This is a genomic window from Candidatus Merdisoma sp. HCP28S3_D10 (assembly GCF_052065835.1).
In the GTDB taxonomy this organism is placed as follows: domain Bacteria; phylum Bacillota; class Clostridia; order Lachnospirales; family Lachnospiraceae; genus Laedolimicola.
In genome coordinates this window covers 596,240-619,667 of record NZ_JBQHTG010000002.1, presented here as the reverse complement: position 1 = coordinate 619,667, position 23,428 = coordinate 596,240, and the positions used below count along the sequence as shown (strand labels likewise).

Here is a 23,428-nt window from a genome sequence, read left to right as displayed (position 1 = left end):
GGAGGGTGCTGTGGAGGCAGGAAAACCGACGGTTTCCATTATCATTCCGGTATATAACGCGGAAAAGTATCTGGCCCGTTGTGTGGACAGTGTGCTGGGACAGGAATATACAGATTTTGAGCTGCTTCTTATCGACGACGGAAGCAGGGACGGATCCGGAGCCATGTGCGACGCTTACGCGGCGGCGGATTCCCGGGTGCGGGTTTTCCATAAGGAAAATGCGGGCGTTTCCGCAGCCCGGAATCAGGCGCTGTCAGAGGCAAGGGGATCCTATATCCAGTTTCTGGACAGCGACGACTGGATGACGCCGGATTCCACCAAACTTCTGATGCGGGCAGCGGAAGAGGGCGACTGCGATCTGGTGATAGCGGATTTCTACCGGGTGGTAGGAGAACGGGTGTCCCGGAAGGGTGACATCGAGGAAGAGGGCGTGATGAGCCAGGAAGCCTTTGCAGCCCATATGATGGAAAATCCGGCGGATTTTTATTATGGGGTTCTCTGGAATAAGCTGTACCGCCGTTCCATTATCGAAGCCCATGGGCTTCGGATGAATGCGGAAATCAGCTGGTGCGAGGACTTTATGTTCAATCTGGAGTATATCCGCTTCGCGGAGCGGATTCAGGCGCTTCGGGCTCCCATCTATTATTATGTGAAGCGGAAGGGCTCTCTGGTCAGCCAGGGCTCCAGCCTGACGAAAACCATACAGATGAAGCTGTCTGTGTTCGAATACTATCATAACTTCTACAAGCATGTGCTGGACGAGGAAGAGTATGAGAAGAACCGGCTTCAGGTGTATCGGTTTCTGGTGGACGCCGCCGGTGACGGCATGGTGGGAATTCCGCTGTTGCCGGGCACCAAGAAGCTGGGGGACGAGCGGACCGGCGTCAGCGTGGCGGCTCTGGCCGGGGAAGGCATGCTTTCTGATCAGTACCGGGAGCGGAAGCTGATGCAGAGGTATCTGGAGGTGGCGGCCCTGAAAAGTGATCTGACTGCCGCGGAGGCCTATCTACTTCTGTGCATCAATCATCTGGGAGAAAATGTAAGCAAAAAGGATCTGGCAGACTTTGCCGGGATATCCCGGAGCGCCCTGGCCATGCAGCTTCAGAAGCTGGCGCTGCGGGGGCTGATCCGGACAGAGGATATCCCCAATCCGAAGCCTGAGCGACCGAAGAAGGAGAAGGGTGCGGAAAAGGACGGGGCAGCAAAGAAGACGCCGGAAAAGCGGATCCGCGTCATCTTCCAGCCGGAAGCAGAGCCGATCCTTAAGGAGCTGACAGCGGTGCAGCAGGATTACGACGAGGCCAGATTTGCAGGCTTCGAGGAGGAAGACCTGATTCAGTATGCCCGCCTGTCTGAAAAAATGAAGCGGAACATGCAGAAGGTGCTGGCGCCGGTGCGGTGAGGAGAGAACAATGACGAAGAAAAAACCAAAGGCAACCAACTGTGAAATGTGTGGAAACTATGTGTACGACGACGATTATGGATATTATGTCTGCGAAATGGATTTGGATGAGGACGAAATGCGTCTCTTTATCCAGGGAAGCTTTCACAGCTGTCCCTATTTCCAGTACGGGGACGAGTATCGGATTGTAAGACATCAAATGTAAAGGAGAGGATAAAAATGGAAAAATCAAAGGTATATTTTACAGACTTCCGGGCACGTCTCGGGGAAGGACTTCCGACGAAGCTGAAACGGCTGATGAAAAAAGCCGGCTTTGACTCCATGGACATGGAAGGAAAATTCGTAGCCATCAAAATGCATTTTGGCGAGTTGGGAAATATCAGCTATCTGCGTCCCAATTACGCCAAGGCGGTGGCAGACATGGTAAAGGAGGCTGGCGGAATCCCATTCCTGACCGACTGCAATACCCTGTATCCGGGCAGTCGTAAGAACGCCATCGAGCATATGTACTGCGCCTGGGAAAACGGATTTACGCCTATGACGGTAGGCTGTCCGGTGATCATCGGAGACGGTCTTAAGGGAACCGACGACATCGCGGTTCCGGTCAAGGGCGGTACCTACATCAAAGAAGCGAAAATCGGCCGTACCATCATGGATGCGGACATTTTCATCAGCCTGACACATTTTAAGGGCCATGAGACCACCGGCTTCGGCGGTACCATCAAAAACATCGGCATGGGCTGCGGCTCCCGGGCCGGCAAGAAGGATCAGCACTCCAATGGAAAGCCGTCCATCGACCCGGAGGTCTGTCGTGGCTGCAAACGCTGTATGCGGGAATGCGCGAACCAGGGTCTGGAGTTCGATGAAACCACGAAAAAAATGCACGTAAACGCGGAAAACTGTGTGGGCTGCGGCCGGTGCCTGGGCGCCTGCAACTTCGACGCTATCCAGTTTGCCAACGACGCGGCTACAAAGGAGCTGAACTGCCGTATGGCAGAATACGCCAAAGCGGTGGTAGACGGTCGTCCCAATTTCCATATTTCCCTGATTGTGGATGTGTCTCCTTACTGCGACTGCCATGGGGAAAATGACGCACCGATATTGCCCAACGTGGGAATGCTGGCCTCCTTCGACCCGTTGGCCCTTGACCAGGCCTGCGCGGATCTGTGCTTAAAGCAGCAGCCCCTTCCCAACAGCGTACTTTCCGACAACATGAAGAAAGCAGACTTCTGCGATCATCACGACCATTTCGAAAATACGACGGTAGATTCCGAGTACAAAAGCTGCCTGGAGCATGGCGAAGAGATAGGCCTGGGAAGCAGGGAGTATGAGCTGATAGAGATGTAGGAGATACGCGGATAGAGGTTAATACTGTATAATTTTAGCTGCATGCTATACGGAAGCGAGAATACCGCTTCCACATAGCATGCATTTTTAATATGGAATATGAAATTTCGTTAGAATTCCCTATTCTATAAAAAACCTTCCGGAGATCGCATCGCAGGATTCCACATCCGGTGCAGGGCGTCCAGAGTCTCCATAGCCCGGAAGGACATTTCCTCCGTCATAACAGGGCTTTCACTGAGCCCCTTGCGGATACAGGCAAGGGCATGCTCCAGCTCATAGCGCAGCTCAAACTCACAGGGACAGGTAAGCTCTATCGGATCCTGGCCTTTAAAATGAAGAACCGCCCTTCGCGCCTTCCAGTAATCCGGAAGCTCAATATAGCCCTTTTCCCCGTAGAGATAACCCATGTGAATGGTTTCAGAGGCCGTACTGGTCTTATTGGTAAAGAGGATTCCATTGTCCATGCGCATGACAGCCGCGAACTGATTTTCTACAGGACTGTCCGCGCAGGTGCAGAGCCCGGTCTGTTCCACGGCAAAGGAATCAAAGAGATATTGCATCAGCTGTAGACTGTAGCTGGCATTGCTGAACAGCGGACCGCCGCCCTTGGATGCGTCAAACATCCAACTGTTATAGCCTGCGTCGAAGGAACTGGAAAAATCTGCCATAGTAATCCGGCCAAATTCCCCGGCCCGGATGCGCTTTTTCAGCTCCTGTATCACCGGGAGAAAGACGCACTTCTGCATCTCCATCACAAAAAGTCCTTTTGCCCGGGCCAGGGAGAAAAGATCCCGGATCTCGTTGGGCTTTAGCGCAAATGGCTTTTCACATAATACGTGCTTTCCATGCTCCAATGCCAGACGGGCACAGGAAGCATGCTCACTGTTGATTGTGGCGATATAGACGATATCAACCTCATCGGAGGCGAGCAGATCTTCGAAGCTGCCAAAAGCCTGCGGGATACTTAAAAGCGCAGCCTTCTCCTCTGCCCGGGCAAGGTTTCGGGAAGCAAGGGCTGTGATTACACAGTCCTCCAGGGTGCCGGCCGCGCCCACAAAACGCGGAACGATAGAGGCGGTACTTAAAATGCCGATACGAAGCGGATTCATAAAAACTCCTTTCTAAAAAACGGATTTTCTGTAAACGTAAGATTACTTATAGAATAGGGGGCGGGGGAAGGAAAGTCAAGAACAAGTGACAGCAGTATAGAAGAACCTGTATAAATAGAAAAAAATCAAAAAATTTCGTGAAGTAACATACTTCACGAAAATAAAAACCGCTATTTCTCCAATTTTCTTGTCTATGATAGCACAATTTCCAAAAAAGGTAAACCCTTTTCTTGATTCCATACATTCTTTGGAAAAACATCCCATAATTTATGCAACAAACGACTTCTATTTACCTTCTATATTCTCTTTTTTTTCGTGAAGTATGTTACTCTACGAAATCTCCATGGAAATCACACAGTTACAATTCAGAAATGAGGTAGGCAGATGATATCAGAACAGTATTTTGTGCTGACATTGCCCTTAAAGCCGGATATCCGGCAGCAGCATCTTCTGGAAAAACGGTTTGAAATTAACAGGCAGATATACAATGCGCTGCTTTCAAAAGCATACAGGCGATACAGACAAATGGCGCAGACCAAAGCATATCGGAGAATCTGTCAGCAGCTGGCGGTAGAGGAAGAAAAAGAAGCGCGAAAAGAACTGCTGAGGGAAAGGGACCAGCTGGTAAAACAGTACCGGCTGACCCGGGCAGATATCTGCAGAGACGCGACCAGCTATCGCCGCCATTACAAAGAGCATACAGACAGCCCGATCACACAGAACCTGGCGGCTGACGTATGGAGAGCCATGGATGCGTTGGTAAAAGGCCAGGCAGAGCAGGTTTGGGAAAAGAAAGAATTACACAGTCTTTCCGGGAAAACCAATCAGACCTCGATAAAGTATCGGAACGGTACGCTTCTGTGGAAAAATTTAGAGCTTCCGGCAGGGCTGAAACACAATGCATACGAAACGGAAGCGTTAAAAAACGAACTTCGGTTCTGTCGGATCAAGCGGGAAGAAATCCGTGGAAAAAAACGATACTTTGCGGAACTGGTGCTGAAAGGAAAGCCTCCGGTAAAACATCTGCAGAGCAGGAAGGCTCAAAAGGTTGGCCTGACTCTGGGATTTCGTCAAATCGCGGTAGTCAGCCGGGAAAAAGCAGTTATCTATCCGCTTCCGGGAAAAGCACAGAAGCTGGAAGCAGAAAAAAAGAAATTATCCGCATATATGGAGCGAAGCCGGAAGGCACAGAATCCAGACAACTACGAGGCAAACGGGACGCTTCGAAAGGGAAGCTGCGAGTGGAAACTCTCTGCCAGATACCGGAGAGCAAGAAAACGCTATCGGGAGCTTTGCAGAAAGCAGAGAGCGCTGCAGAAGGAAGAACAGTTCCGGCTGGCAGAAGCAATCGCGGCAAGCGGAACCGAATTTTATATAGAAGCGATCCAGTACACAAAGCTGCGGAGGAGAAAACCCAACGGCAGATACGCACAGAGCTACAGCCCGGCCAGGTTCCGGACCGTATTGGAGCAGAAGCTAACGCAGCAGGATAAGGAACTGATTTTCATACAGCCGTTCATTTTGAAGGCCGCAGGCTTCAACCATCACACAGGAACCTATCAAAACATGCCCTTGCGGAAGAGCTGGCGCATCGTAGAGGGGCAGCGGGTGGATAAAAAGCTGTACAGCGCCTTTTTACTGGGGCATGTGTCAGAGGATTTAAAGCATTTTGACCAGGAGGCCTGCAGGCTGGATTACGCCGGTTTTCTGGAATTGCAGACCGAATATCTGCAGGCAGCAGGTTGACAAATTTGTGATAATCATGTCGGGAAAATCCCGGCGTATTTCTATAGGGTCTTGGAGCGGGCCAACCTCCGTAAAGGAGAAAAGCTTCTGCAAAAACGGGAAAAGGCAGCGTTACTTCGGTTTCCTGCAAACGCCGCAGAGCAGAAGACCTTCGAAAGAAGAGTTCTGGTATAGGATATTTAATTTTTAACAAGAAACCTGACGTACAGAATCGTCGCATTGCCGCGTTCTGTATCCAGGCGGTCATCCATAAAATACAATCCGGGCTGCGCGCGGAGTGGCGAAGCGCACCCATTTGGAGGAAGTTATGTGGTATGTCATTCAGGTTCCCACGGGACAGGAAGAACAAATCATAGAAGAGGCAAAAAGGTATGAGGTGACGAAGTATCTGATAGAAATCTTTACCCCACACTGGGAAAATCAGAAAAAGATACAGGGAGAATGGAAAGAGCTTACAGGTGTCATTTTCCCGGGTTATCTCTTTGTCATCACAGAGACGCCGGAATTGCTCTACGAGACATTGAAACGCATTCCAAGGCTCACAAGGCTGCTTGGCACAGGCGAAAGATGGACGTCTCTTCCGAAAGAAGACATCTTGCTGCTGGAGCTTTTATCCGGACAGGAGCGGCTTTTGAAAATGTCCCGGGGATATCAGATGGATGGCAGAATCTATGTAACGGAAGGCCCGTTAAAGGGGCTGGAACATCTGATATGCCGGGCGGACCGGCATAAGCGGATTGCCTGGCTGAAGGTGAAGCTGCTGGGAGAGGCGCGGAGACTGAAGGCGGGGCTGGAGATTGTGAGAAAAATATAGAAATAAAGGAAGCAGAATTATGTTTAAGGAAAATCATGATTTAAAAGCATTTGAATCCAAGGTATGGCTTTCATCCCCAACCATGCATGGTTCGGAACTGGAATATGTAAAAGAGGCCTACGAGACAAACTGGATGTCTACCGTAGGAAAAAATATCAATGAAGTAGAGCGCCTTGCAGCAGAAAAAATTGGCTGCAAGTATGCGGTAGCCCTGTCCGCCGGAACTGCGGCTCTTCATCTGGCTATGAAGCTGGCAGGTATTAAGCCGGGAGACAAGGTATTCTGCTCCGATATGACATTTGACGCAACAGTCAATCCGGTAGTTTATGAAGGCGGTGTCCCGGTGTTCATCGATACGGAGTACGACACCTGGAATATGGATCCGATGGCTCTGGAAAAAGCCTTTGAGATCTACCCGGAAGTGAAGGTGGTCGTAGTAGCGCACCTTTATGGAACACCGGGAAAAGTGGAAGAGATCAGAAGTATTTGTGATAAACATGGCGCGGTGATTGTGGAGGATGCAGCAGAATCGCTGGGAGCCAGTTATAAAGGGAGACAGACAGGCACTTTCGGAGATGTAAGTGCTATTTCTTTTAATGGAAATAAGATCATTACCGGTTCTTCGGGCGGAATGCTTCTCACCGACAGCAAAGAGGATGCTGAAAAAGTGAGAAAATGGTCTACCCAGTCCCGGGAAAATGCTCCCTGGTATCAGCACGAGGAGTTAGGCTACAACTACCGTATGAGTAATGTAATCGCAGGCGTAGTCCGTGGACAGTTTGGGTATCTGGAAGAGCATATCGCGCAGAAAAAGGCTATTTATGAACGGTACAAGGAAGGCCTGAAGGGGCTTCCGGTCAGCATGAATCCCTTTGATGGGGAGAATTCTGAACCGAACTTCTGGCTGAGCTGTCTGATGATTGATGAAGGAGCTATGTGCCGTCAGGTCAGAGGCGAATGCGAGGCTCTGTATGTGCCGGAGCATGGAAAAAGCTGTCCTACAGAAATCCTGGAAATGATTGCAAAATATAACGCAGAGGGTCGTCCCATCTGGAAACCGATGCATATGCAGCCGATTTACCGGATGAATGGTTTTGTGACCAGAGAGGGAAATGGAAGAGCCAAAACAAATGCTTATATCGCAGGCGGAGCAAAAGGCAAAGACGGCAGACCGCTGGATGTGGGAATGGACATCTTCCAGAGAGGCCTGTGCCTGCCCAGTGATAATAAGATGACGGTGGAGCAGCAGGATGTGATTATAGAGATTATTAGAAAGTGTTTTGAGTGATGGAAAAAGCTTTTGAGAATCCCCAATATGGAATTTATGCAAGAGTTATTAAGCGATGTTTGGATGCGGCGTTGGCATGTGCAGGATTGATTATTTTATCACCATTATTTTTGGTGCTGATTATTATCGGAGCTATAGAAATGCAAGGAAATCCCTTTTTTATCCAGGAGCGCCCAGGAAAGGATGAAAAAATTTTCAAACTGGTTAAATTCCGGACCATGACAAATAAGAAGGATAAGGAAGGGAAATTGCTGCCAGATGATCAGAGATTAACAAAATATGGAAAATTTTTGCGCAGCACCAGTTTGGATGAAATTCCAGAATTGTGGAATATTCTCACAGGGGATTTAGCGTTGATAGGTCCAAGACCGTTATTGGTAAAATATCTGCCTTTATATACTGAATATCAGCATCATCGTCACGATGTGCGACCTGGGCTTACCGGGTATGCTCAGGTACATGGGAGAAATCATGTGTCATGGGAAAAGAAATTTGAAATGGATGTGTGGTATGTACAGCATATTACATTTTTAGGAGATTTGAGAATTATTTTAGATACTGTAAAAACGGTATTAAAAAAAGAAGGAATTTCTTCTGAAACATCGATGACGATGGAGGAATTTAAAGGTGAATGAAACAGTAATTATCATTGGAGCAAGTGGTCACGGTAAGGTTGTGGCTGATATTGTAGAGTGCTCTGGAGATAAAGTAAAAGGATTTCTGGATGACGCTCCGGATATAGGGGAAGCGTTTATTGGGATTCCTATTTTAGGAACAGTGGAAAGTTATAAGGATTATCTGAATGCGAAATATGTAATTGCTATCGGTAATGCGAAAATTCGGGAGAGAATAGCAAAACAAATGCAGGGAACGGAATGGTATACGGCCATTCATCCAAGAGCAGTTATTTCCCAAATAGATACGGAAATCGGAGAAGGAAGCGTTGTTATGGCTAACGCAGTAATTAATGCGGGAGCAAAGATAGGAAAGCATTGCATTATCAATACAGAAGCAGTTGTGGAGCATGATAACATTCTGGAAGATTTTGTTCATATATCTGTAGGTGCAAAACTGGCAGGGACTGTACACATAGGAAGAAGAAGCTGGATAGGGATAGGAGCAGCAGTCGGTAATAATCTTTCTATTTGTGGAGATTGCATGATAGGCGCAGGAGGAGTTGTAGTAAAGAATATCGAAGAAGCAGGAACATATGTGGGAATTCCGGTAAAGAAGATAAGAGAGAGGGAGTTTACGAAATGAATGTTTTATTTCTCACACTGCTAGATTTTAATTCAATAGATGAACATAATATTTACACAGATTTATTACGTGAGTTTGCAAAACGTGACAATCAGGTATATGCAATATCACCGGTTGAAAGAAGAAAAAAACAGATAACAAAGCTTATAAAAGAGCAGAATGCAACTATTCTTAAGTTGAAGATTGGAAATATGCAAAAGACCAATTGTATCGAAAAAGGGATTTCTACATTGACAGTAGAATCCCTTTTTTTAGGAGCAATAAAAAAATATTTTTCAGATGTTAAATTTGATTTGGTCTTATATTCTACACCGCCTATTACATTTCAGAGAGTAGTATCATACGTAAAAAAAAGGGACAAAGCGCAAACATATTTAATGCTCAAAGATATTTTTCCACAGAATGCAGTTGATCTGGGGCTCTTGAAAAAAACAGGAGTAAAAGGAGTTTTATACAGATACTTTAGAAATAAAGAGAAACGTTTGTATGGGATATCAGATAAAATTGGTTGTATGTCACAGGCTAATGTAGATTATGTATTGAAGCATAATCCGGAAATACCAAAGGAAAAGTTAGAAATTTGTCCCAACAGTGTAGAAGTAATGGATAAAAGTGTTTCATTGGAAGAACGTGAAATAATGAGAAGAAAATACGGAATTCCATTGGGGAAAAAAGTATTCATATATGGTGGAAATTTGGGAAAACCACAGGGGATAGATTTTTTGATTAAGTGTCTGGCAAGTCAGAAGGATAATGATGACCTTTATTTCTTAGTAGTGGGAGATGGTACTGAATTTGGAAAGCTTGAAGCTTATGTAGAAAGTTTAAAACAGAAAAATCTTAAGCTTATGAAACGCCTTCCGAAGGAAGATTATGACGCTATGGTGGGGGCTTGCGATGTGGGCATGATTTTTCTTGATCATAGGTTTACAATTCCAAATTTTCCAAGCAGACTCTTGAGTTATATGCAGGCTAAAATTCCTGTTCTAGCAGTTACAGATCCTAACACAGATGTGGGAAAAATTATTGTTGAAAATGAATGTGGTTGTTGGTGTGAGAGTAACAGTGTCGAGCATTTTAATCTAGCTATAAAAGATGTATTGGAAATTAAAACCCCGCAATTTCAAAAATTAAACAAAGAGTATTCTGCAGAAAACGGTTATAACATAATAATGCAAGTTGTAAAAGACAGGGAGAAAAAAGTATGAGTATAGGAGAAAAATGTAAAATATTATATTTTAATGATTTGGGCGACGAAAGAGGAAAGTTGGTAGTTGTAGAAGGAGAGCAAGCGATCCCCTTTAAAATTGAACGTGTTTTTTATATTTATGATTCTGATTCCAGTGTAGTTCGAGGCGAACATGCAAACCGAGAATCAGAATTTGTATTAATAAATGTCAGTGGAACATCTAAAGTAAGGGTTACAGATGGGAAAGAAGAGATGATAATTTCATTGGATAAACCAATGATGGGATTATATATACCTAAAATGATCTGGAAGGATATGTATGATTTTTCTAAGGATTCAGTTTTGCTGGTATTGGCAAGTACCCATTATGATGGAACAGAATACATAAGAGATTATCAAAAGTATTTAGAAGAGGTTATAAAATAATGCAAAACTATTGTACATTATTTGATAGCAAATATATCGACAAGGGGCTGGCTCTTTATTATTCCCTGGAGCGGAATGCATCTGAGTACATGCTGTATGTATTATGCATGGATGAAAAAACATATCAAATTCTTGAAGATTTACATTTGAATAATCTTAGAACAGTACGTTTAAACGAATTTGAAACAACAGAGTTACTTAAATTAAAGGCTGAAAGAAATAGGCCGGAATATTGTTGGACATGTACTGCTGCATCAATAGAGTATATGATGCAGAGATTTAAATTAGATAATTGCACATATATTGATACAGATCTTTATTTTTATTCAGACCCTATTGTGTTAATGAATGAAATAAAAAAAGAAAACGCTCAGGTTGGAATTATGGAACATAGATTTGCTGAGAGCGATTGGAAAAAGGAAAAATATCGCAGAGCAGGAAAATATTGCGTCGAATATAATTATTTTGATAATTCGATAAATGCTCAAAATGTACTGAAATGGTGGAAAGAGGAATGCTTTAAATGGTGCTATAGTAGGTACGAACCAGCAGATGTAAATGATATTGAAAAATATGGAGATCAAAAATATCTGGAGCAATTTCCACTTAGATTTTCAAATGTTCATGTATTTGAAAATCTGGGGGCTGGAGTTGCTCCTTGGAATTTGAAACAATATTCGCTTGGGAAAAATACAAAAGATAATAATATTTATTTGGTACATAAGGAAGAGAAATCGGAAACTAAATTAGTATTTTACCACTTTCAAAATGTGAAATATATTAACAAGGATTTTGTTAATATCAATTCACAGTGTAATGACCAAGAAATGAAAATGAAAATATATAAACCGTATTTAACAGAAATAGAAAGCATAAGAAAAATGCTGAAAGAAAGATATGGATTGGTATTTTCAAGTAAAAAAAGTTATTCAAGTAATGTAGTCAAGGCATTTATTCAAAGGAATATAATGCCTTATAGATTAAGAGCTTTTGGCGACATTGTAAATTTAAAAAAATTGAAAGATTAAAGTGGCTATGAAAATAATGTTTTTAACAAATATTCCAGCACCATACACAATTGATTTTTTTGAGTTAATAGGAAAAAAGTGTGAATTAACGGTTGTGTTTGAGAGAAGCAGGGCAAAAGATAGAGAAAACAGTTGGTTAAAGCGAGAATATAAAAATTTTAAAGGGATTTTTTTAAGAGGATTATCAGTTTCAAATGACATGGCTTTTTGCCCACAGGTTATCGGGCAGTTGAGAAAAGAAAGTGATATGTATATTTTGGGAAATTATTCCTCACCGACGGGTATCTTAGCATTGTTATTTTTAAAGAGTAAACGAATTCCTTTTGCAATTCATGCAGATGGAGGAATTATTAATTTCGATGAAAACAAATTTAAAAGAAAAATAAAAAAATTTTTAATATCCTCTGCAAGCATATATTTTAGCTCTGGAGAGGAAACATCTAAATACTTAAAATTTTATGGTGCAGACAAGAAAAAAATTATAAAATATCCATTTACATCAGTGTGGAAAAAAGAAATTTTGGATGCGTTGCCAGATAAAACATATTATAGAGAAAGATTGCAGATTAAGGAAAGAAGAGTTGTTGTTTCTATAGGACAAATGATTCCAAGAAAAGGATTTGATGTTTTATTACAGGCAGTTCAAATTATTAATACTGATGATATTGGTTATTATCTGATTGGAGGAGATCCATATCAAGAGTTAAAGGAATTTGTTGAATGCAACAGGCTGAATAATGTGCATTTTATTTCATTTTTAAATAGAGAAAAGATAATGGAGTATCTGAAAGCGGCAGATATATTTGTTTTATTAACTCGAGAGGATATATGGGGATTGGTTATAAATGAGGCTTGCGCTATGGGGTTGCCGATAATATCAACAGATACATGTATTGCAGCAACGGAAATGGTTGAAAATGGGGAAAATGGATATATTGTAAGAAACGAAGATGCATCAACGGCAGCAGAAAAAATGAAATATTTGTTGGAAAATCCAGAACTGTGTAAAAAAATGGGGCAGGAAAGTTTAAAAGTTGCAAATGTATATTCGTTAGAAAATATGTCGGAAGTATATTATCAAAATATTGAAAAGGCTATTAGGTGAGAAAATAATGAAAAAATTATCCTTGCAAGAGTTACAAAAGGTAGAGTTTGATATTTTATGTGTTACCGCTGATATATGTGAAAAAAACAATTTGAATTACTCTTTAGCAGGAGGAACATTATTAGGAGCTGTCAGGCATGGGGAATTTATACCGTGGGACGATGATATAGATATTGTAATGCCGAGGGGAGATTATGAAAAATTCATAGGGATTTTTTCTAAAGAAAGCCCCAAAAGGTATAAAATATTAACACCTCATGCGGATAAAAATTATATCTATGAATATATAAAAGTGGTGGATATGGAAACAACTATGATTGAATTTCCAGAGACAAAGAAAATACATACGCATGTATATATTGACATATTTCCGGTAGATGGAATGCCAGATATAAGAAAGAAACAAGAGCAACATTTAAAGAGCGTACATTTCTGGCAATTGTTAAGGGCGTATATTAAAAGAGGGCAGTATAGAATTGAAGATAAAAAAAGAATAGTGAGATGTATATCAAAAATATTATGTCTAATAAATACATCGTATGTTTCAGAGTTTTTAATAACAAAATTAGATAAAATTTCAAAGAAATATTCATATGAAAACAGCCAATATGCAGCGGTAGTTACGGGAAGTGGTATGAAAGAAGTTTTAAAGAAAGAAGATTATCTCTTAGACGGAAAAATAGAATTTTGTGGACGAGAATTTTCAACATATAATAATCCAGAAATATATTTAAGCTCTTTATATGGCGATTATATGAAGCTGCCGCCGATTGGGGAAAGAAAAGGACATGATTGTATTGCCTGGATACAGAAATAAGGAAAAGTAGAAGATGCATATTTATTTAGCAGTGTTTATAATGATGTCTTTTTACGGAAAGATAATATTTAATAAAGGAATTTCAAAAAATTATAAAATAATATTTTTGACTTTCAATTTAATAATATTTGGTACAATAGAGTGCTTGCGTGATTTTACAATAGGTGAAGATACGATAAATTATATAAATTGGTTTATAGATTACAGTAAAGCTGGTTGGACCAATAGTTTATATCATCCAACTAGAGATGTTGAGATAGGATATAAAGTACTAAATCTTTTGATAGCTGAATTTACACAGAATCCAAGAATTTTATTAGTAATTGTTAGTATATTAATATTAGGCTTACATTTATGGTTTTTAAATGCAAATTCAAAGAATGTTTGGCTCAGCATGGTTTTATTTGTTGGATTGAATTTTTTTACAAATTCTATGACGGCCTGGCGACAGTATATAGCAATGGGGATAGTGGTATGGTTATATCCATTGCTTTTAAAAAAGGAATATAAAAAAGCTATGGTAGTAGTGTTGACAGGGGTATTGTTCCATAAAACGTCTATAATTTGTAGCATGATGCTTATAATTATGTATTTTATTAGCTATACATATAAAAATATACTTAGAATAAGTACGCTTTTGCTATTGTGTATACCGGTAATAGAAGTAATTGTACAGTGTATATTAAAATATCTTCCTAAATATAGAATTTATTTTTCCCAAGAAGAGCTTGGAAATATGGCAATAGGAAAATTGAGATGGTTACTTATAATTATAGAAATAGCCATGGTAATTTATGTATATGCTAATAAAAGATATCATAGTAGAAAAATAGTTTTATTGTCATTGATGGTAATATTTTCAGTATATGTGGGAATTTTAGGAAAATATATACCACATATTTTTAGACTGGGATATTATTTTGACTATTTTTTACTTCTATTTATCCCTGAAATAATTCCGAGTACCGGAACAAATAAAGCGGTAGCTGAAATTACAGTTTGGGGAATGAGTCTTTTATTTTATTATTATTACTTAATAACAAATGCAGGAGGAATTGTACCATATCATATATATTTAATTTAGATCAATGAATGGAGCACTTACTATATGAAAAAGAAAATTGTGATATATGGAATAGGAATCTTTTTCTCAAAAGTTCTTGTGTTTTGCATGATTCCTATATATACCAGATTTTTGGAAACTACAGATTATGGATATTATGATGTTTTAATTTCAAATATGCAAATGCTAGTTTCTATTTCTTTTATTGAAATTTGGTCAGGAATTATCAGGTTTATGTTTGAGGCAGATACGTCACCCTATAAAACAATAAAGACCTGTATAGAGTTATTACCCATATTAATGATATTTTATGCAATAGGGGTAATTTTATTATCTTTTATAATGGAAATCAGATATCCAATACTGACTGTCATATATGGAATATCATATATGATGTTTAATTGCTTTAACAATATTTGCAGAGGATTGGGGAAAAATGTAGATTATATTGTGTCTGGAGTAATTAGAACAATTGTTTCGTGCGGAATGAATATATATGGAATAGTTGTTCTGCATAAAGGAGTATCTTTTCTGATTTTATCAGAAATAGTTGGATTCTTATTTGCGGTATTATATGTTGAAATAAAAACACATTCAATATTGAATGGAATGAAAGAAATAACAGATAAGCAAAAAAAAGAAGAAATGCTGTTATATTGCTTTCCGCTTATGATAAATTCATTTTCATTTTTGTTTTTGGGAACTTATAACAAAAATATCGTTTTAAGAGAACTGGGGGAAATGGCAAGTGGATATTATGCATTTGCATTAAAATATTCAGCGATATTGTCAATAATAATCTCGGTATATTCTCTTGCATGGCAAGAAGTTGCTTTCCAGAAAGCTTCACAGGAAACAAGAGCGGAAAGTTATTCTTTTTATATTAATAAATTCTTTAATGTAATAGGATTAGGTGTACCAGTATTTATTATGGCTTCTTATTTTACTATTCCAATATTGGGTGGGAAAGAATATATAAATGCGGGAATTTTTATCCCATTAGCAATTGGAGCAACTTTAATATCTGAAATATCAGGGTTATTTAGTATTGTCATTGCTGTGAATAAAAAAACTATGCAAACGTTAATATCAACGATTATTGGAGCAGCCAGTAATGTAATTATAGCAAATCTTATAATTAGCAGGATTGGTTTGCAAGGCTCAAATATAGCATTGATGATAGGGTTTGCGGTAGCAGCGATTTGTAGATATGCGTTTTGCATAAAAGATATAAAACTTGATATAAGCATCAAATGTCTAGGAGTAATTGTAATAGAGATAATTGGTACGTTAATGGCATACGCAAGAAGCAGTATATATATACAATGCGCTGTATTAGTGTTTGTGGGAGGTGTTTGGTTAATCACTAACAGGCAAGAAATATATAAAATAATTCAGACTATAAAATCTAAAAGGCTATATTACACAAGGAGAAGATAATTTGATGAAGATTATGGCAAATCGTATGGATAGAGGCTTCTTCCGGTATCAGGAGGAGTTTGAGACAAAGGCTCTGGAGGTGCTCCGTTCCGGCTGGTATGTGCTGGGTAACGAGGTAAAGAGCTTTGAGGAAGAATTTGCGGCCTATACAGGCGGCAATCACTGCGTAGGTCTGGCAAGCGGCCTGGACGCGCTGTGGATTGCCTTCCGGCTGCTGGGGATCGGCAAAGGCGACGAGGTCATCGTCCAGGGCAATACCTACATTGCCAGCGTGATGGGAATTACCATGAACGGCGCCACTCCGGTTTTCGTAGAGCCGAATGCATATTACAACATTGATGTATCGAAGATTGAGGAGAAGATTACCGAGCGCACAAAAGCGATTCTGGTGGTTCATCTTTACGGTCAGGCCTCCAATATGGCAGAGGTGAAGAAGCTGACAGAAAAGTACAATCTGAAGCTGGTGGAGGACTGCGCCCAGTCCCATGGAGCCTGCTTCGACGGCCAGATGACCGGTACCTTCGGAGATGTGGGCTGCTTTTCCTTCTATCCCTCCAAGAACATCGGAGCCTTCGGCGACGGCGGCGGCGTGGTGGTAAAGGATGCGGGCCTGGCGGAGGATTTCCGTGTATTCCGCAATTACGGAAGCGAGAAGCGCTATTATAATAAAGTGGTCGGAGCCAATTCCCGTCTGGACGAGCTGCAGGCAGGACTTCTGCGTGTGCGTCTGCGCCATGTGGAGGAGTGCGAGGAGGAGCGCTGCCGGATCGCGGCCCGTTATCTGTCTGAGATCCATAACGACAAGCTGATTCTGCCGGAGGTGCAGCAGGGAGCGACCGCTGTATGGCATCAGTTTGTGGTAAGAAGCGAGGCGAGGGATAAGCTGATGCAGTATCTGGCAGAAAAGGAGATTGGAACGATTATCCATTATCCGATTCCGCCCCATCTGTCCGAGGCATATCAGTATCTGGGACATAAGAAGGGTGATCTGCCGATTACCGAGCAGTATGCTTCACAGGTGCTTTCCCTGCCCATGTACAATGGCATGACTGATGAAGAACAGAGTTATATTATTGGTATCATAAATCAATTTTAAATTCCCAATAGTGATGTTCGAAATTGTGTTTTGTCAGATAACTGTAGACAGATAATAAGATTTATATTTGATGGAACACATAAATCATTATCAGGTTTGGTTATGACGAGTGAAAAAATGTTTTCATAATATGATAAAACAGAAACTAACCGGATGTAAAAAAATGAAAAATATCAGAAAATTTGCCGTGTTATTTGTAAGATAAAGCAAATATGGCAATAGTGTAAAAGAAAGGAGGAGCACAGTAAAAAATACTGTGCAAAAAAAATGAACATTGCGTTATTAACAGCAGCTGGAAATGGAACAAGAATGCACCAGGATATACCAAAGCAATTTATTCATGTAGATAATAAACCAGTTATTATTTATACGATGGAAGCATTCCAAAATCATCCGGGAATTGATGAAATTGTAGTTGTAACACTGGAGTCGTGGACGGAAGTTTTAATGGCATATGCAAAGCAGTTCAACATTACAAAATTAAAGACAGTTGTTCCGGGAGGAAAGACAGGACAGGAATCAATCAGAAATGGCTTGGAAGCAATTAAGGATCGAATGGGTGAAAAAGATGTTATTATGATTCATGATGGAAATAGACCTATGGTTTCAGCAGAAGTAATTTCAGATAGCTTAGCTACGTATGCAAAATATGGAAATGCTGTTGCAGTTATTCCTTGTACAGAGGTAGTATTTGAGAGCGACAATAAGATTTCATCATGCGTATCAACAAACAGAGAAAAATTGTTTAGAACACAGACACCACATACTTACAATTTTTTCGATCTATACCATGCACATTTAGAGGCAGAAAAAAAGGGAATAGAAAATACAGCAGCGTCATGTATGTTGATGAAAGAACTGGGACGAGAAAGTTATTTTTCGAAAGGATCAGAAGAAAATTTGAAAATTACAACATTAGACGACCTAAAAATATTTAAAGCATTGTTACATACAAAACAGGAATCATGGATCAAGTAGAAAGAGGCTGTGTATGATTTACAGTAATACATATGAGCAGGACTTACTTAAAGCTCAAAAAAATATAAGAAATATTGAAGAATTAAACAATACAAAGGTCCTGATTACAGGAGCAACTGGGATGATAGGTTCTGCACTTGTTGATATCATAATGAATAAAAATCTTTATGATAACGATAAGGTTCAAGTATATGCAGCAGCAAGGAAAGAAGAATCATTAAAAAATAGATTCTTTGAATATATGGACAAAGAAGAATTTCATTTTATTTCATATGACGCAAATCAAGAATTTTGTTCAGAAATTCAATTTGATTATATAATTTGTGGAGCAAGTAATGCTAATCCGGCAAAATATGTGGAAGAACCTGTAGAGACAATGTTGACCAATATAAATGGGATAAATGGACTACTTCAACATGCAGTAAAGCAAAAAAAAGGAAGAGTATTATACATTTCTTCAAGCGAGGTGTATGGAAACAAAAAAGATAATATGCCATATTCGGAGAATGATTACGGGTACATTGATTTGTTGAATGCACGTGCATGCTATCCAATTTCAAAACAAGCAGGTGAGACCTTATGTATTGCATATGAAAAGGAATACAAGGTAGACACAGTAATTGTACGACCTGGTCATATTTATGGCCCAACGATGTCTGAAAGTGACACAAGAGCTTCGTCACAATTTCCCAAAGATATTTTGAATACAGGAATAATTAATATGAAAAGTAAAGGAGAGCAGATTAGGTCTTATTGTTATGTTTTGGATTGTGCATCTGCAATACTGACTGTATTGATAAATGGAATTTCAGGAGAGGCATATAATATTTCTAATAAAAATTCCATTGTAACTATAAAGGAAATGGCGGAGATGTTTACTGAAGCAGGGAAAGGCAAAATAGTATATAGTATACCATCAAATGCAGAGAAAGAAGGATATAATATGATGGTAAATTCAAGCCTGAAGTCAGATAAGCTCGAAAAATTAGGTTGGGAAGGGTTGTTTTCAATGAAAGAAGGGGCTGAGCATACAATTGCGATTCTTAAGGGAAAATGAGGGCATAGATGTCTTGAAAATAATGGTTATGTTAATGATTGATTTCTAAGTGAAGTTGAGGAAAGATTTCGTATATTAATGTATGATTAGAATTATTTTGAAATATGAAGAGAGCCCCGCCATCCGGCGGGGCTCTCTTCAACCCTACAATTTGAATTCTGCCATCAAAGTATCTCGATAAGCGGGATCTTCTGTAGCACGTTTGGCATCATTGATGCGGTTACAGCTAAGAAGCTTGTTGATGAGAGAAGACATTTTAGATAAAGCTTCCTGAGCTCCCTTTTGTACGCCGAGTTGTATACCAAGCTGTTTCTGAGCTTCCAACCTCCCAGCAAATAATTCTTCCAATGCTTCACACATAAGCTGTTCATCTCCTTCTTTTATAGAATTGGCGCGGATTACCGCATTTAAGAAGGTCTGATATAACGGGTCGTCCTCATGAGCTTTATAGGCCAGACCGAGCTGCTCAAGAGGCGTATCTTTCGTAAGGTGATTGGTCAGACAGGAATGAATCCTATATGTATATCATATAATCCGTCGATGTTTTTTCAATGAGAAATTTAAGAATGTGGAAATATGTGTGCGAAAAGGGCCGTCAGGTCCTTTTTTCGTGCGCGTTTTTATAAATTAAAATGTTATAATAAAGGAGATTGTAGTATGGCAACTTCAAAATTTTTTAAAGACAAAACCCTGATGATTACCGGAGGTACCGGTTCTTTTGGCTCTACCGTATTAAAGCATTTCCTGGATTCGGCTCTGAAGGAAATCCGTATCTTTTCCCGCGATGAGAAGAAGCAGGACGATATGCGGCATGAATTGCAGGCAAAGCATCCGGAACTGGCAGGCAAGGTAAAGTTTTATATCGGAGATGTGAGAAATATGCGTTCCGTACAGGACGCGATGCCCGGCGTAGACTATATTTTCCATGCGGCAGCCCTGAAGCAGGTGCCCTCCTGTGAGTTTTTCCCCATGGAGGCAGTCCGCACCAATGTGGAGGGTACCGATAATGTGCTTCACGCAGCCATTGACGCGGGGGTTCAGCGTATCGTGTGTCTGTCCACGGACAAGGCTGCTTATCCAATCAACGCCATGGGTATTTCCAAGGCTATGATGGAGAAGGTGATCGGAGCCAATGCCCGCGTGGCAGCAGGAAAAACCACGATTTGCTGTACCCGTTACGGGAATGTCATGTGCAGCCGCGGTTCGGTAATTCCGCTCTTTATCGATCAGATTAAGGCAGGTAATCCGCTGACCATCACAGATCCGAACATGACCCGTTTCCTGATGAATCTGGATGAGGCAGTGGCATTGGTTATGTTTGCTTTTGAGCATGGGGAACCGGGCGATCTCTTCGTACAGAAATCGGACGCCAGCACCATCGGAGATCTGGCGAAGGCGGTACAGCAGCTCTTTGGCGATACGGGTACGCATATCATTGGAACACGCCATGGAGAGAAGCTGTTTGAGACACTGATGACCAATGAGGAGTGCATGCGCAGCGTGGACATGGGCGATTATTACCGGGTACTTCCGGACGGCAGGGATCTGAATTATGATAAGTTCTTTGTAAAGGGACAGGTTCAGACCATGGCAAATGAAGCTTATACCAGCCACAATACGCAGCGCCTGGATGTGGAGGGAACCGTAAGGAAGATTCTGACTACGGACTATGTAAAGGAAGCTCTTGAAAATTGGAAGAAATAGGAGAGAGATGAGATGAAGGTTTTAGTAACTGGCGCAGCTGGTTTTGTAGGTAAGAATCTGGTTGCGTCCTTGAAAAATATCCGGGATGGAAAGGACCGTACCCGCCCGGAGTTGAGTGTGGATGAGATTTATGAATATGATATCCAGACGGATCCGGCACTCCTGGAGGAATATTGCGCGAAGGCGGATTTTGTGTTCAACCTGGCCGGTGTGAACCGGCCGAAGGACAATGCGGAGTTTATGGCGGGAAATTTCGGTTTTGCCACGACCCTGCTGGAAACCCTGAAAAAGCATGGGAACACCTGTCCGGTGATGCTTTCTTCGTCGATTCAGGCTACGCTTCTGGGCCGTTATGCAGGCTCTGATTATGGAAAGTCGAAGCTGGCCGGGGAAGAATTGTTTTTCAGCTATGGGTCGGAAACCGGGGCGAAGGTGCTGGTGTATCGTTTCCCCAATCTCTTTGGAAAATGGTGCCGTCCCAACTATAATTCCGCAGTAGCCACTTTCTGTAATAATATAGCTAACGATCTGCCGATCCAGGTCAGCGATCCGAAAGTAGAGCTGGAGCTTCTGTACATTGACGATTTGGTGACAGAGATGCTGGATGCGCTGGAAGGAAGGGAGCATCACTGTGAATTCGATGGTGTGGACGCAGTGGAACGGACAGAGGGACGGTATTGCTTTGCTCCGACGACCCATAAGGTGACGCTGGGGGAGATCGTGGAGCTCTTGAAGAGCTTTCAGTTGCAGCCCCAGTCGCTGATGCTGCCGGAGATTCCGCAGGCTTCCTTCGTGAAGAAGCTGTATTCGACGTACCTGTCTTATTTACCGGAGGAGAAAACGAAAATTCCGTTGAAGATGAACTGTGACGCCAGAGGCAGCTTTACAGAGCTTTTAAAGACAGAGAAATGCGGACAGTTTTCTGTGAATATCAGTAAGCCGGGAATTACGAAGGGACAGCACTGGCATCATTCCAAGTGGGAGTTTTTTATCGTAGTATCGGGACATGGGCTGATTCAGGAGCGTAAAATCGGCGTGGATGAAAACGGACAGCCCTATCCGGTACGGAATTTTGAAGTGTCCGGGGAGAAGATTGAGGCAGTGCATATGCTGCCGGGATATACTCACAATATTATCAACTTGTCGGAGACAGAGAACCTGGTGACAGTCATGTGGGCCAATGAATCCTTTGATCCGGAGCATCCGGATACTTTTTTTGAACCTGTGGAGGAAAAAGCGTAATGGAGATCAGAACGGATTATTCCGATGTGCATTTTAAGGAAAACGGGAAGCTGAAGCTTCTGATTATTGTGGGGACCAGGCCGGAGATTATCCGTCTGGCGGCTGTGATTAACAAGTGCCGGAAGTATTTTGATGTGGTTCTGGCCCATACGGGACAGAATTATGATTACAATCTGAATGGCATTTTCTTTGAAAACCTGAAGATTGCCAGTCCGGAGGTTTATATGGATGCAGTTGGCGATGATCTGGGCGCGACGGTTGGGAATATTATCAACTGTTCTTATAAGCTGATGAATCAGATCAGGCCGGATGCGCTTTTGATCCTGGGCGACACCAACAGCTGCCTGTCTGCCATTGCGGCGAAGCGCCTGCATATCCCGATTTTTCACATGGAAGCAGGAAACCGCTGTAAGGATGAATGTCTACCGGAGGAGACGAACCGGAGAATCGTGGATATCATTTCCGACGTGAATCTTGCTTATTCAGAGCACGCCAGAAAGTATCTTCATGAGTGCGGGCTGCCGAAGGAGCGGGTCTATGTGACGGGTTCTCCTATGGCGGAGGTATTGCACCAGAATCTGGCTGAGATTGAGAAGTCGGATATTTTGGAGAAGCTGGGCCTGGAACCGCAGAAGTATATCCTGCTGTCTGCCCACAGGGAGGAGAATATTGATACAGAGAAGAATTTCCTTTCCCTGTTTACAGCTATCAACAGGCTGGCTGAGAAATACGATATGCCGATTCTCTATTCCTGTCATCCCCGTTCCAGAAAACGTCTGGAGGCCAGTGGTTTCCAGCTGGATAAGCGGGTGATTCAGCATGAGCCGCTGGGCTTCCATGATTATAATCATCTGCAGATGAACGCTTTTGCGGTGGTATCGGACAGCGGCACCCTGCCGGAGGAGAGCAGCTTTTTTACTTCTGTAGGACGTCCGTTTCCGGCGGTCTGCATCCGTACCAGTACAGAGCGTCCGGAGGCTCTGGATAAGGCCTGCTTTATTCTGGCCGGTATTGATGAAAAGAGCCTTCTGCAGGCGGTGGATACAGCGGTAGAACTGAATCAGGAGCATGATTACGGTATTCCGGTTCCGGATTATGTGGAAGAAAATGTAAGTACAAAGGTTGTGAAGATTATTCAGAGCTACACGGGAGTCGTGGATAAGATGGTCTGGAGAAAATCGTAAGACGGAAAACATATATAACCCGAAACGCTCACAAAAAAACTGTTAAAATATTGACAATCTCACCTGCCAGCGTTAAAATACTCCTTGGAAAGATAACAGATCAACGCTGCAGGCCGTATGGTGATGCTGCTAT

Annotated in this window: 23 protein-coding genes; 21 read left to right on the top strand and 2 right to left on the bottom strand. The window is 41.8% G+C overall.

The genetic code is table 11. The features are described 5' to 3' along the window. Positions 1-10: 10 nt before the first annotated feature. Genes ACTNCH_RS08210 through ACTNCH_RS08200 form a run of 3 tightly spaced genes read left to right on the top strand, consistent with a single transcriptional unit; the run spans position 11 to position 2,749 of the window. A complete protein-coding gene (locus tag ACTNCH_RS08210) occupies positions 11-1,402 on the top strand; it encodes a glycosyltransferase (protein WP_441017764.1) in 1,392 nt (463 codons plus the stop codon). A 10-nt stretch (positions 1,403-1,412) separates the two neighbouring features. After that, the gene (locus ACTNCH_RS08205; protein WP_440321477.1) at positions 1,413-1,607 is read left to right on the top strand and encodes a DUF6472 family protein; all 195 of its coding nucleotides are present in this window, start codon (positions 1,413-1,415) and stop codon (positions 1,605-1,607) included. Between the two features lie 14 nt (positions 1,608-1,621). Beyond that, positions 1,622-2,749 (top strand): DUF362 domain-containing protein, encoded by a 1,128-nt coding sequence (locus ACTNCH_RS08200; protein ID WP_441017762.1) that lies wholly within the window; start codon positions 1,622-1,624, stop codon positions 2,747-2,749. Positions 2,750-2,874: 125 nt separating this feature from the next. Here the strand turns inward: ACTNCH_RS08200 and ACTNCH_RS08195 are convergent, their stop codons facing one another. Beyond that, positions 2,875-3,858, bottom strand: a complete 984-nt coding sequence (locus tag ACTNCH_RS08195; RefSeq protein WP_441017760.1) for a Gfo/Idh/MocA family protein — start codon at positions 3,856-3,858, stop codon at positions 2,875-2,877. A gap of 384 nt (positions 3,859-4,242) precedes the next feature. On the opposite strand from ACTNCH_RS08195, the gene ACTNCH_RS08190 reads away from it, so the two are divergent. The 15 genes from ACTNCH_RS08190 (at position 4,243) to ACTNCH_RS08120 (ending at position 19,165) form a co-directional block, all read left to right on the top strand. Continuing rightward, positions 4,243-5,604, top strand: a complete 1,362-nt coding sequence (locus ACTNCH_RS08190) for a hypothetical protein (RefSeq protein WP_441017758.1) — start codon at positions 4,243-4,245, stop codon at positions 5,602-5,604. Between the two features lie 307 nt (positions 5,605-5,911). Then, positions 5,912-6,418 carry an antiterminator LoaP gene (loaP, locus tag ACTNCH_RS08185; RefSeq protein WP_441017756.1) on the top strand — a complete coding sequence of 169 codons (507 nt, stop codon included), beginning with the start codon at positions 5,912-5,914 and terminating at the stop codon, positions 6,416-6,418. 19 nt (positions 6,419-6,437) lie between these two features. Then, complete coding sequence (locus ACTNCH_RS08180) at positions 6,438-7,706, top strand: DegT/DnrJ/EryC1/StrS family aminotransferase (RefSeq protein WP_441017754.1); 1,269 nt, start codon at positions 6,438-6,440, stop codon at positions 7,704-7,706. Further along, complete coding sequence (locus ACTNCH_RS08175; protein WP_441017836.1) at positions 7,706-8,341, top strand: sugar transferase; 636 nt, start codon at positions 7,706-7,708, stop codon at positions 8,339-8,341. Before ACTNCH_RS08180 ends, ACTNCH_RS08175 begins: the two co-directional genes overlap by 1 nt. After that, entirely contained in the window at positions 8,334-8,966 is a 633-nt protein-coding gene (locus ACTNCH_RS08170; protein ID WP_441017752.1) for an acetyltransferase, read from the top strand. The genes ACTNCH_RS08175 and ACTNCH_RS08170 overlap by 8 nt, the downstream gene beginning before the upstream one ends. After that, positions 8,963-10,174, top strand: coding sequence for a glycosyltransferase family 4 protein (locus ACTNCH_RS08165; protein WP_441017750.1), 1,212 nt, complete (start codon positions 8,963-8,965; stop codon positions 10,172-10,174). Before ACTNCH_RS08170 ends, ACTNCH_RS08165 begins: the two co-directional genes overlap by 4 nt. After that, positions 10,171-10,581 (top strand): sugar 3,4-ketoisomerase, encoded by a 411-nt coding sequence (locus tag ACTNCH_RS08160; RefSeq protein ID WP_441017748.1) that lies wholly within the window; start codon positions 10,171-10,173, stop codon positions 10,579-10,581. The genes ACTNCH_RS08165 and ACTNCH_RS08160 overlap by 4 nt, the downstream gene beginning before the upstream one ends. Further along, on the top strand, positions 10,581-11,609 hold the full coding sequence (locus ACTNCH_RS08155; protein WP_441038331.1) for a hypothetical protein: 1,029 nt from the start codon (positions 10,581-10,583) through the stop codon (positions 11,607-11,609). Before ACTNCH_RS08160 ends, ACTNCH_RS08155 begins: the two co-directional genes overlap by 1 nt. 7 nt (positions 11,610-11,616) lie before the next feature. Beyond that, positions 11,617-12,714, top strand: coding sequence for a glycosyltransferase family 4 protein (locus ACTNCH_RS08150; RefSeq protein WP_441017744.1), 1,098 nt, complete (start codon positions 11,617-11,619; stop codon positions 12,712-12,714). Between the two features lie 7 nt (positions 12,715-12,721). After that, the gene (locus ACTNCH_RS08145) at positions 12,722-13,531 is read left to right on the top strand and encodes a LicD family protein (protein ID WP_441017742.1); all 810 of its coding nucleotides are present in this window, start codon (positions 12,722-12,724) and stop codon (positions 13,529-13,531) included. Positions 13,532-13,544: 13 nt separating this feature from the next. Continuing rightward, on the top strand, positions 13,545-14,615 hold the full coding sequence (locus tag ACTNCH_RS08140; RefSeq protein ID WP_441017740.1) for an EpsG family protein: 1,071 nt from the start codon (positions 13,545-13,547) through the stop codon (positions 14,613-14,615). A 24-nt stretch (positions 14,616-14,639) separates the two neighbouring features. After that, a complete protein-coding gene (locus ACTNCH_RS08135) occupies positions 14,640-16,034 on the top strand; it encodes a lipopolysaccharide biosynthesis protein (RefSeq protein WP_441017738.1) in 1,395 nt (464 codons plus the stop codon). Between the two features lie 4 nt (positions 16,035-16,038). After that, positions 16,039-17,130: a DegT/DnrJ/EryC1/StrS family aminotransferase gene (locus ACTNCH_RS08130; RefSeq protein ID WP_441017736.1), complete on the top strand. Its 1,092-nt coding sequence runs from the start codon at positions 16,039-16,041 to the stop codon at positions 17,128-17,130. 267 nt (positions 17,131-17,397) lie between these two features. Beyond that, positions 17,398-18,108, top strand: a complete 711-nt coding sequence (locus ACTNCH_RS08125) for an IspD/TarI family cytidylyltransferase (protein ID WP_441017734.1) — start codon at positions 17,398-17,400, stop codon at positions 18,106-18,108. A 13-nt stretch (positions 18,109-18,121) separates the two neighbouring features. Next, positions 18,122-19,165, top strand: coding sequence for an NAD-dependent epimerase/dehydratase family protein (locus tag ACTNCH_RS08120; protein ID WP_441017732.1), 1,044 nt, complete (start codon positions 18,122-18,124; stop codon positions 19,163-19,165). A 144-nt stretch (positions 19,166-19,309) separates the two neighbouring features. Here ACTNCH_RS08120 and ACTNCH_RS08115 read toward each other — a convergent pair whose 3' ends face one another. After that, positions 19,310-19,525: a hypothetical protein gene (locus tag ACTNCH_RS08115; protein WP_441017730.1), complete on the bottom strand. Its 216-nt coding sequence runs from the start codon at positions 19,523-19,525 to the stop codon at positions 19,310-19,312. A gap of 297 nt (positions 19,526-19,822) precedes the next feature. Here ACTNCH_RS08115 and ACTNCH_RS08110 point away from each other — a divergent pair, with 297 nt between their 5' ends. Genes ACTNCH_RS08110 through wecB form a run of 3 tightly spaced genes read left to right on the top strand, consistent with a single transcriptional unit; the run spans position 19,823 to position 23,295 of the window. Further along, positions 19,823-20,869 carry a polysaccharide biosynthesis protein gene (locus ACTNCH_RS08110; RefSeq protein WP_441017728.1) on the top strand — a complete coding sequence of 349 codons (1,047 nt, stop codon included), beginning with the start codon at positions 19,823-19,825 and terminating at the stop codon, positions 20,867-20,869. 12 nt (positions 20,870-20,881) lie between these two features. Beyond that, on the top strand, positions 20,882-22,111 hold the full coding sequence (locus tag ACTNCH_RS08105) for a capsular polysaccharide biosynthesis protein CapF (RefSeq protein WP_441017726.1): 1,230 nt from the start codon (positions 20,882-20,884) through the stop codon (positions 22,109-22,111). Next, complete coding sequence (gene wecB / locus ACTNCH_RS08100; RefSeq protein WP_441017724.1) at positions 22,111-23,295, top strand: non-hydrolyzing UDP-N-acetylglucosamine 2-epimerase; 1,185 nt, start codon at positions 22,111-22,113, stop codon at positions 23,293-23,295. The genes ACTNCH_RS08105 and wecB overlap by 1 nt, the downstream gene beginning before the upstream one ends. Positions 23,296-23,428 lie beyond the last annotated feature (133 nt).

What these genes read in the sequence shown, in the direction of transcription:
- ACTNCH_RS08175 (WP_441017836.1), top strand. Translation starts at nt 7,706, where the DNA reads ATGGAAAAAGCTTTTGAGAATCCCCAATATGGAATTTATGCAAGAGTT.
- ACTNCH_RS08150 (WP_441017744.1), top strand. Translation starts at nt 11,617, where the DNA reads ATGAAAATAATGTTTTTAACAAATATTCCAGCACCATACACAATTGAT.
- ACTNCH_RS08205 (WP_440321477.1), top strand. Translation starts at nt 1,413, where the DNA reads ATGACGAAGAAAAAACCAAAGGCAACCAACTGTGAAATGTGTGGAAAC.
- ACTNCH_RS08110 (WP_441017728.1), top strand. Translation starts at nt 19,823, where the DNA reads ATGGCAACTTCAAAATTTTTTAAAGACAAAACCCTGATGATTACCGGA.
- ACTNCH_RS08120 (WP_441017732.1), top strand. Translation starts at nt 18,122, where the DNA reads ATGATTTACAGTAATACATATGAGCAGGACTTACTTAAAGCTCAAAAA.
- ACTNCH_RS08160 (WP_441017748.1), top strand. Translation starts at nt 10,171, where the DNA reads ATGAGTATAGGAGAAAAATGTAAAATATTATATTTTAATGATTTGGGC.
- ACTNCH_RS08140 (WP_441017740.1), top strand. Translation starts at nt 13,545, where the DNA reads ATGCATATTTATTTAGCAGTGTTTATAATGATGTCTTTTTACGGAAAG.
- ACTNCH_RS08125 (WP_441017734.1), top strand. Translation starts at nt 17,398, where the DNA reads ATGAACATTGCGTTATTAACAGCAGCTGGAAATGGAACAAGAATGCAC.
- loaP (WP_441017756.1), top strand. Translation starts at nt 5,912, where the DNA reads ATGTGGTATGTCATTCAGGTTCCCACGGGACAGGAAGAACAAATCATA.
- ACTNCH_RS08130 (WP_441017736.1), top strand. Translation starts at nt 16,039, where the DNA reads ATGAAGATTATGGCAAATCGTATGGATAGAGGCTTCTTCCGGTATCAG.
- ACTNCH_RS08115 (WP_441017730.1), bottom strand. Translation starts at nt 19,525, where the DNA reads ATGTGTGAAGCATTGGAAGAATTATTTGCTGGGAGGTTGGAAGCTCAG.
- ACTNCH_RS08105 (WP_441017726.1), top strand. Translation starts at nt 20,882, where the DNA reads ATGAAGGTTTTAGTAACTGGCGCAGCTGGTTTTGTAGGTAAGAATCTG.
- ACTNCH_RS08145 (WP_441017742.1), top strand. Translation starts at nt 12,722, where the DNA reads ATGAAAAAATTATCCTTGCAAGAGTTACAAAAGGTAGAGTTTGATATT.
- wecB (WP_441017724.1), top strand. Translation starts at nt 22,111, where the DNA reads ATGGAGATCAGAACGGATTATTCCGATGTGCATTTTAAGGAAAACGGG.
- ACTNCH_RS08135 (WP_441017738.1), top strand. Translation starts at nt 14,640, where the DNA reads ATGAAAAAGAAAATTGTGATATATGGAATAGGAATCTTTTTCTCAAAA.
- ACTNCH_RS08195 (WP_441017760.1), bottom strand. Translation starts at nt 3,858, where the DNA reads ATGAATCCGCTTCGTATCGGCATTTTAAGTACCGCCTCTATCGTTCCG.
- ACTNCH_RS08165 (WP_441017750.1), top strand. Translation starts at nt 8,963, where the DNA reads ATGAATGTTTTATTTCTCACACTGCTAGATTTTAATTCAATAGATGAA.
- ACTNCH_RS08155 (WP_441038331.1), top strand. Translation starts at nt 10,581, where the DNA reads ATGCAAAACTATTGTACATTATTTGATAGCAAATATATCGACAAGGGG.
- ACTNCH_RS08200 (WP_441017762.1), top strand. Translation starts at nt 1,622, where the DNA reads ATGGAAAAATCAAAGGTATATTTTACAGACTTCCGGGCACGTCTCGGG.
- ACTNCH_RS08190 (WP_441017758.1), top strand. Translation starts at nt 4,243, where the DNA reads ATGATATCAGAACAGTATTTTGTGCTGACATTGCCCTTAAAGCCGGAT.
- ACTNCH_RS08180 (WP_441017754.1), top strand. Translation starts at nt 6,438, where the DNA reads ATGTTTAAGGAAAATCATGATTTAAAAGCATTTGAATCCAAGGTATGG.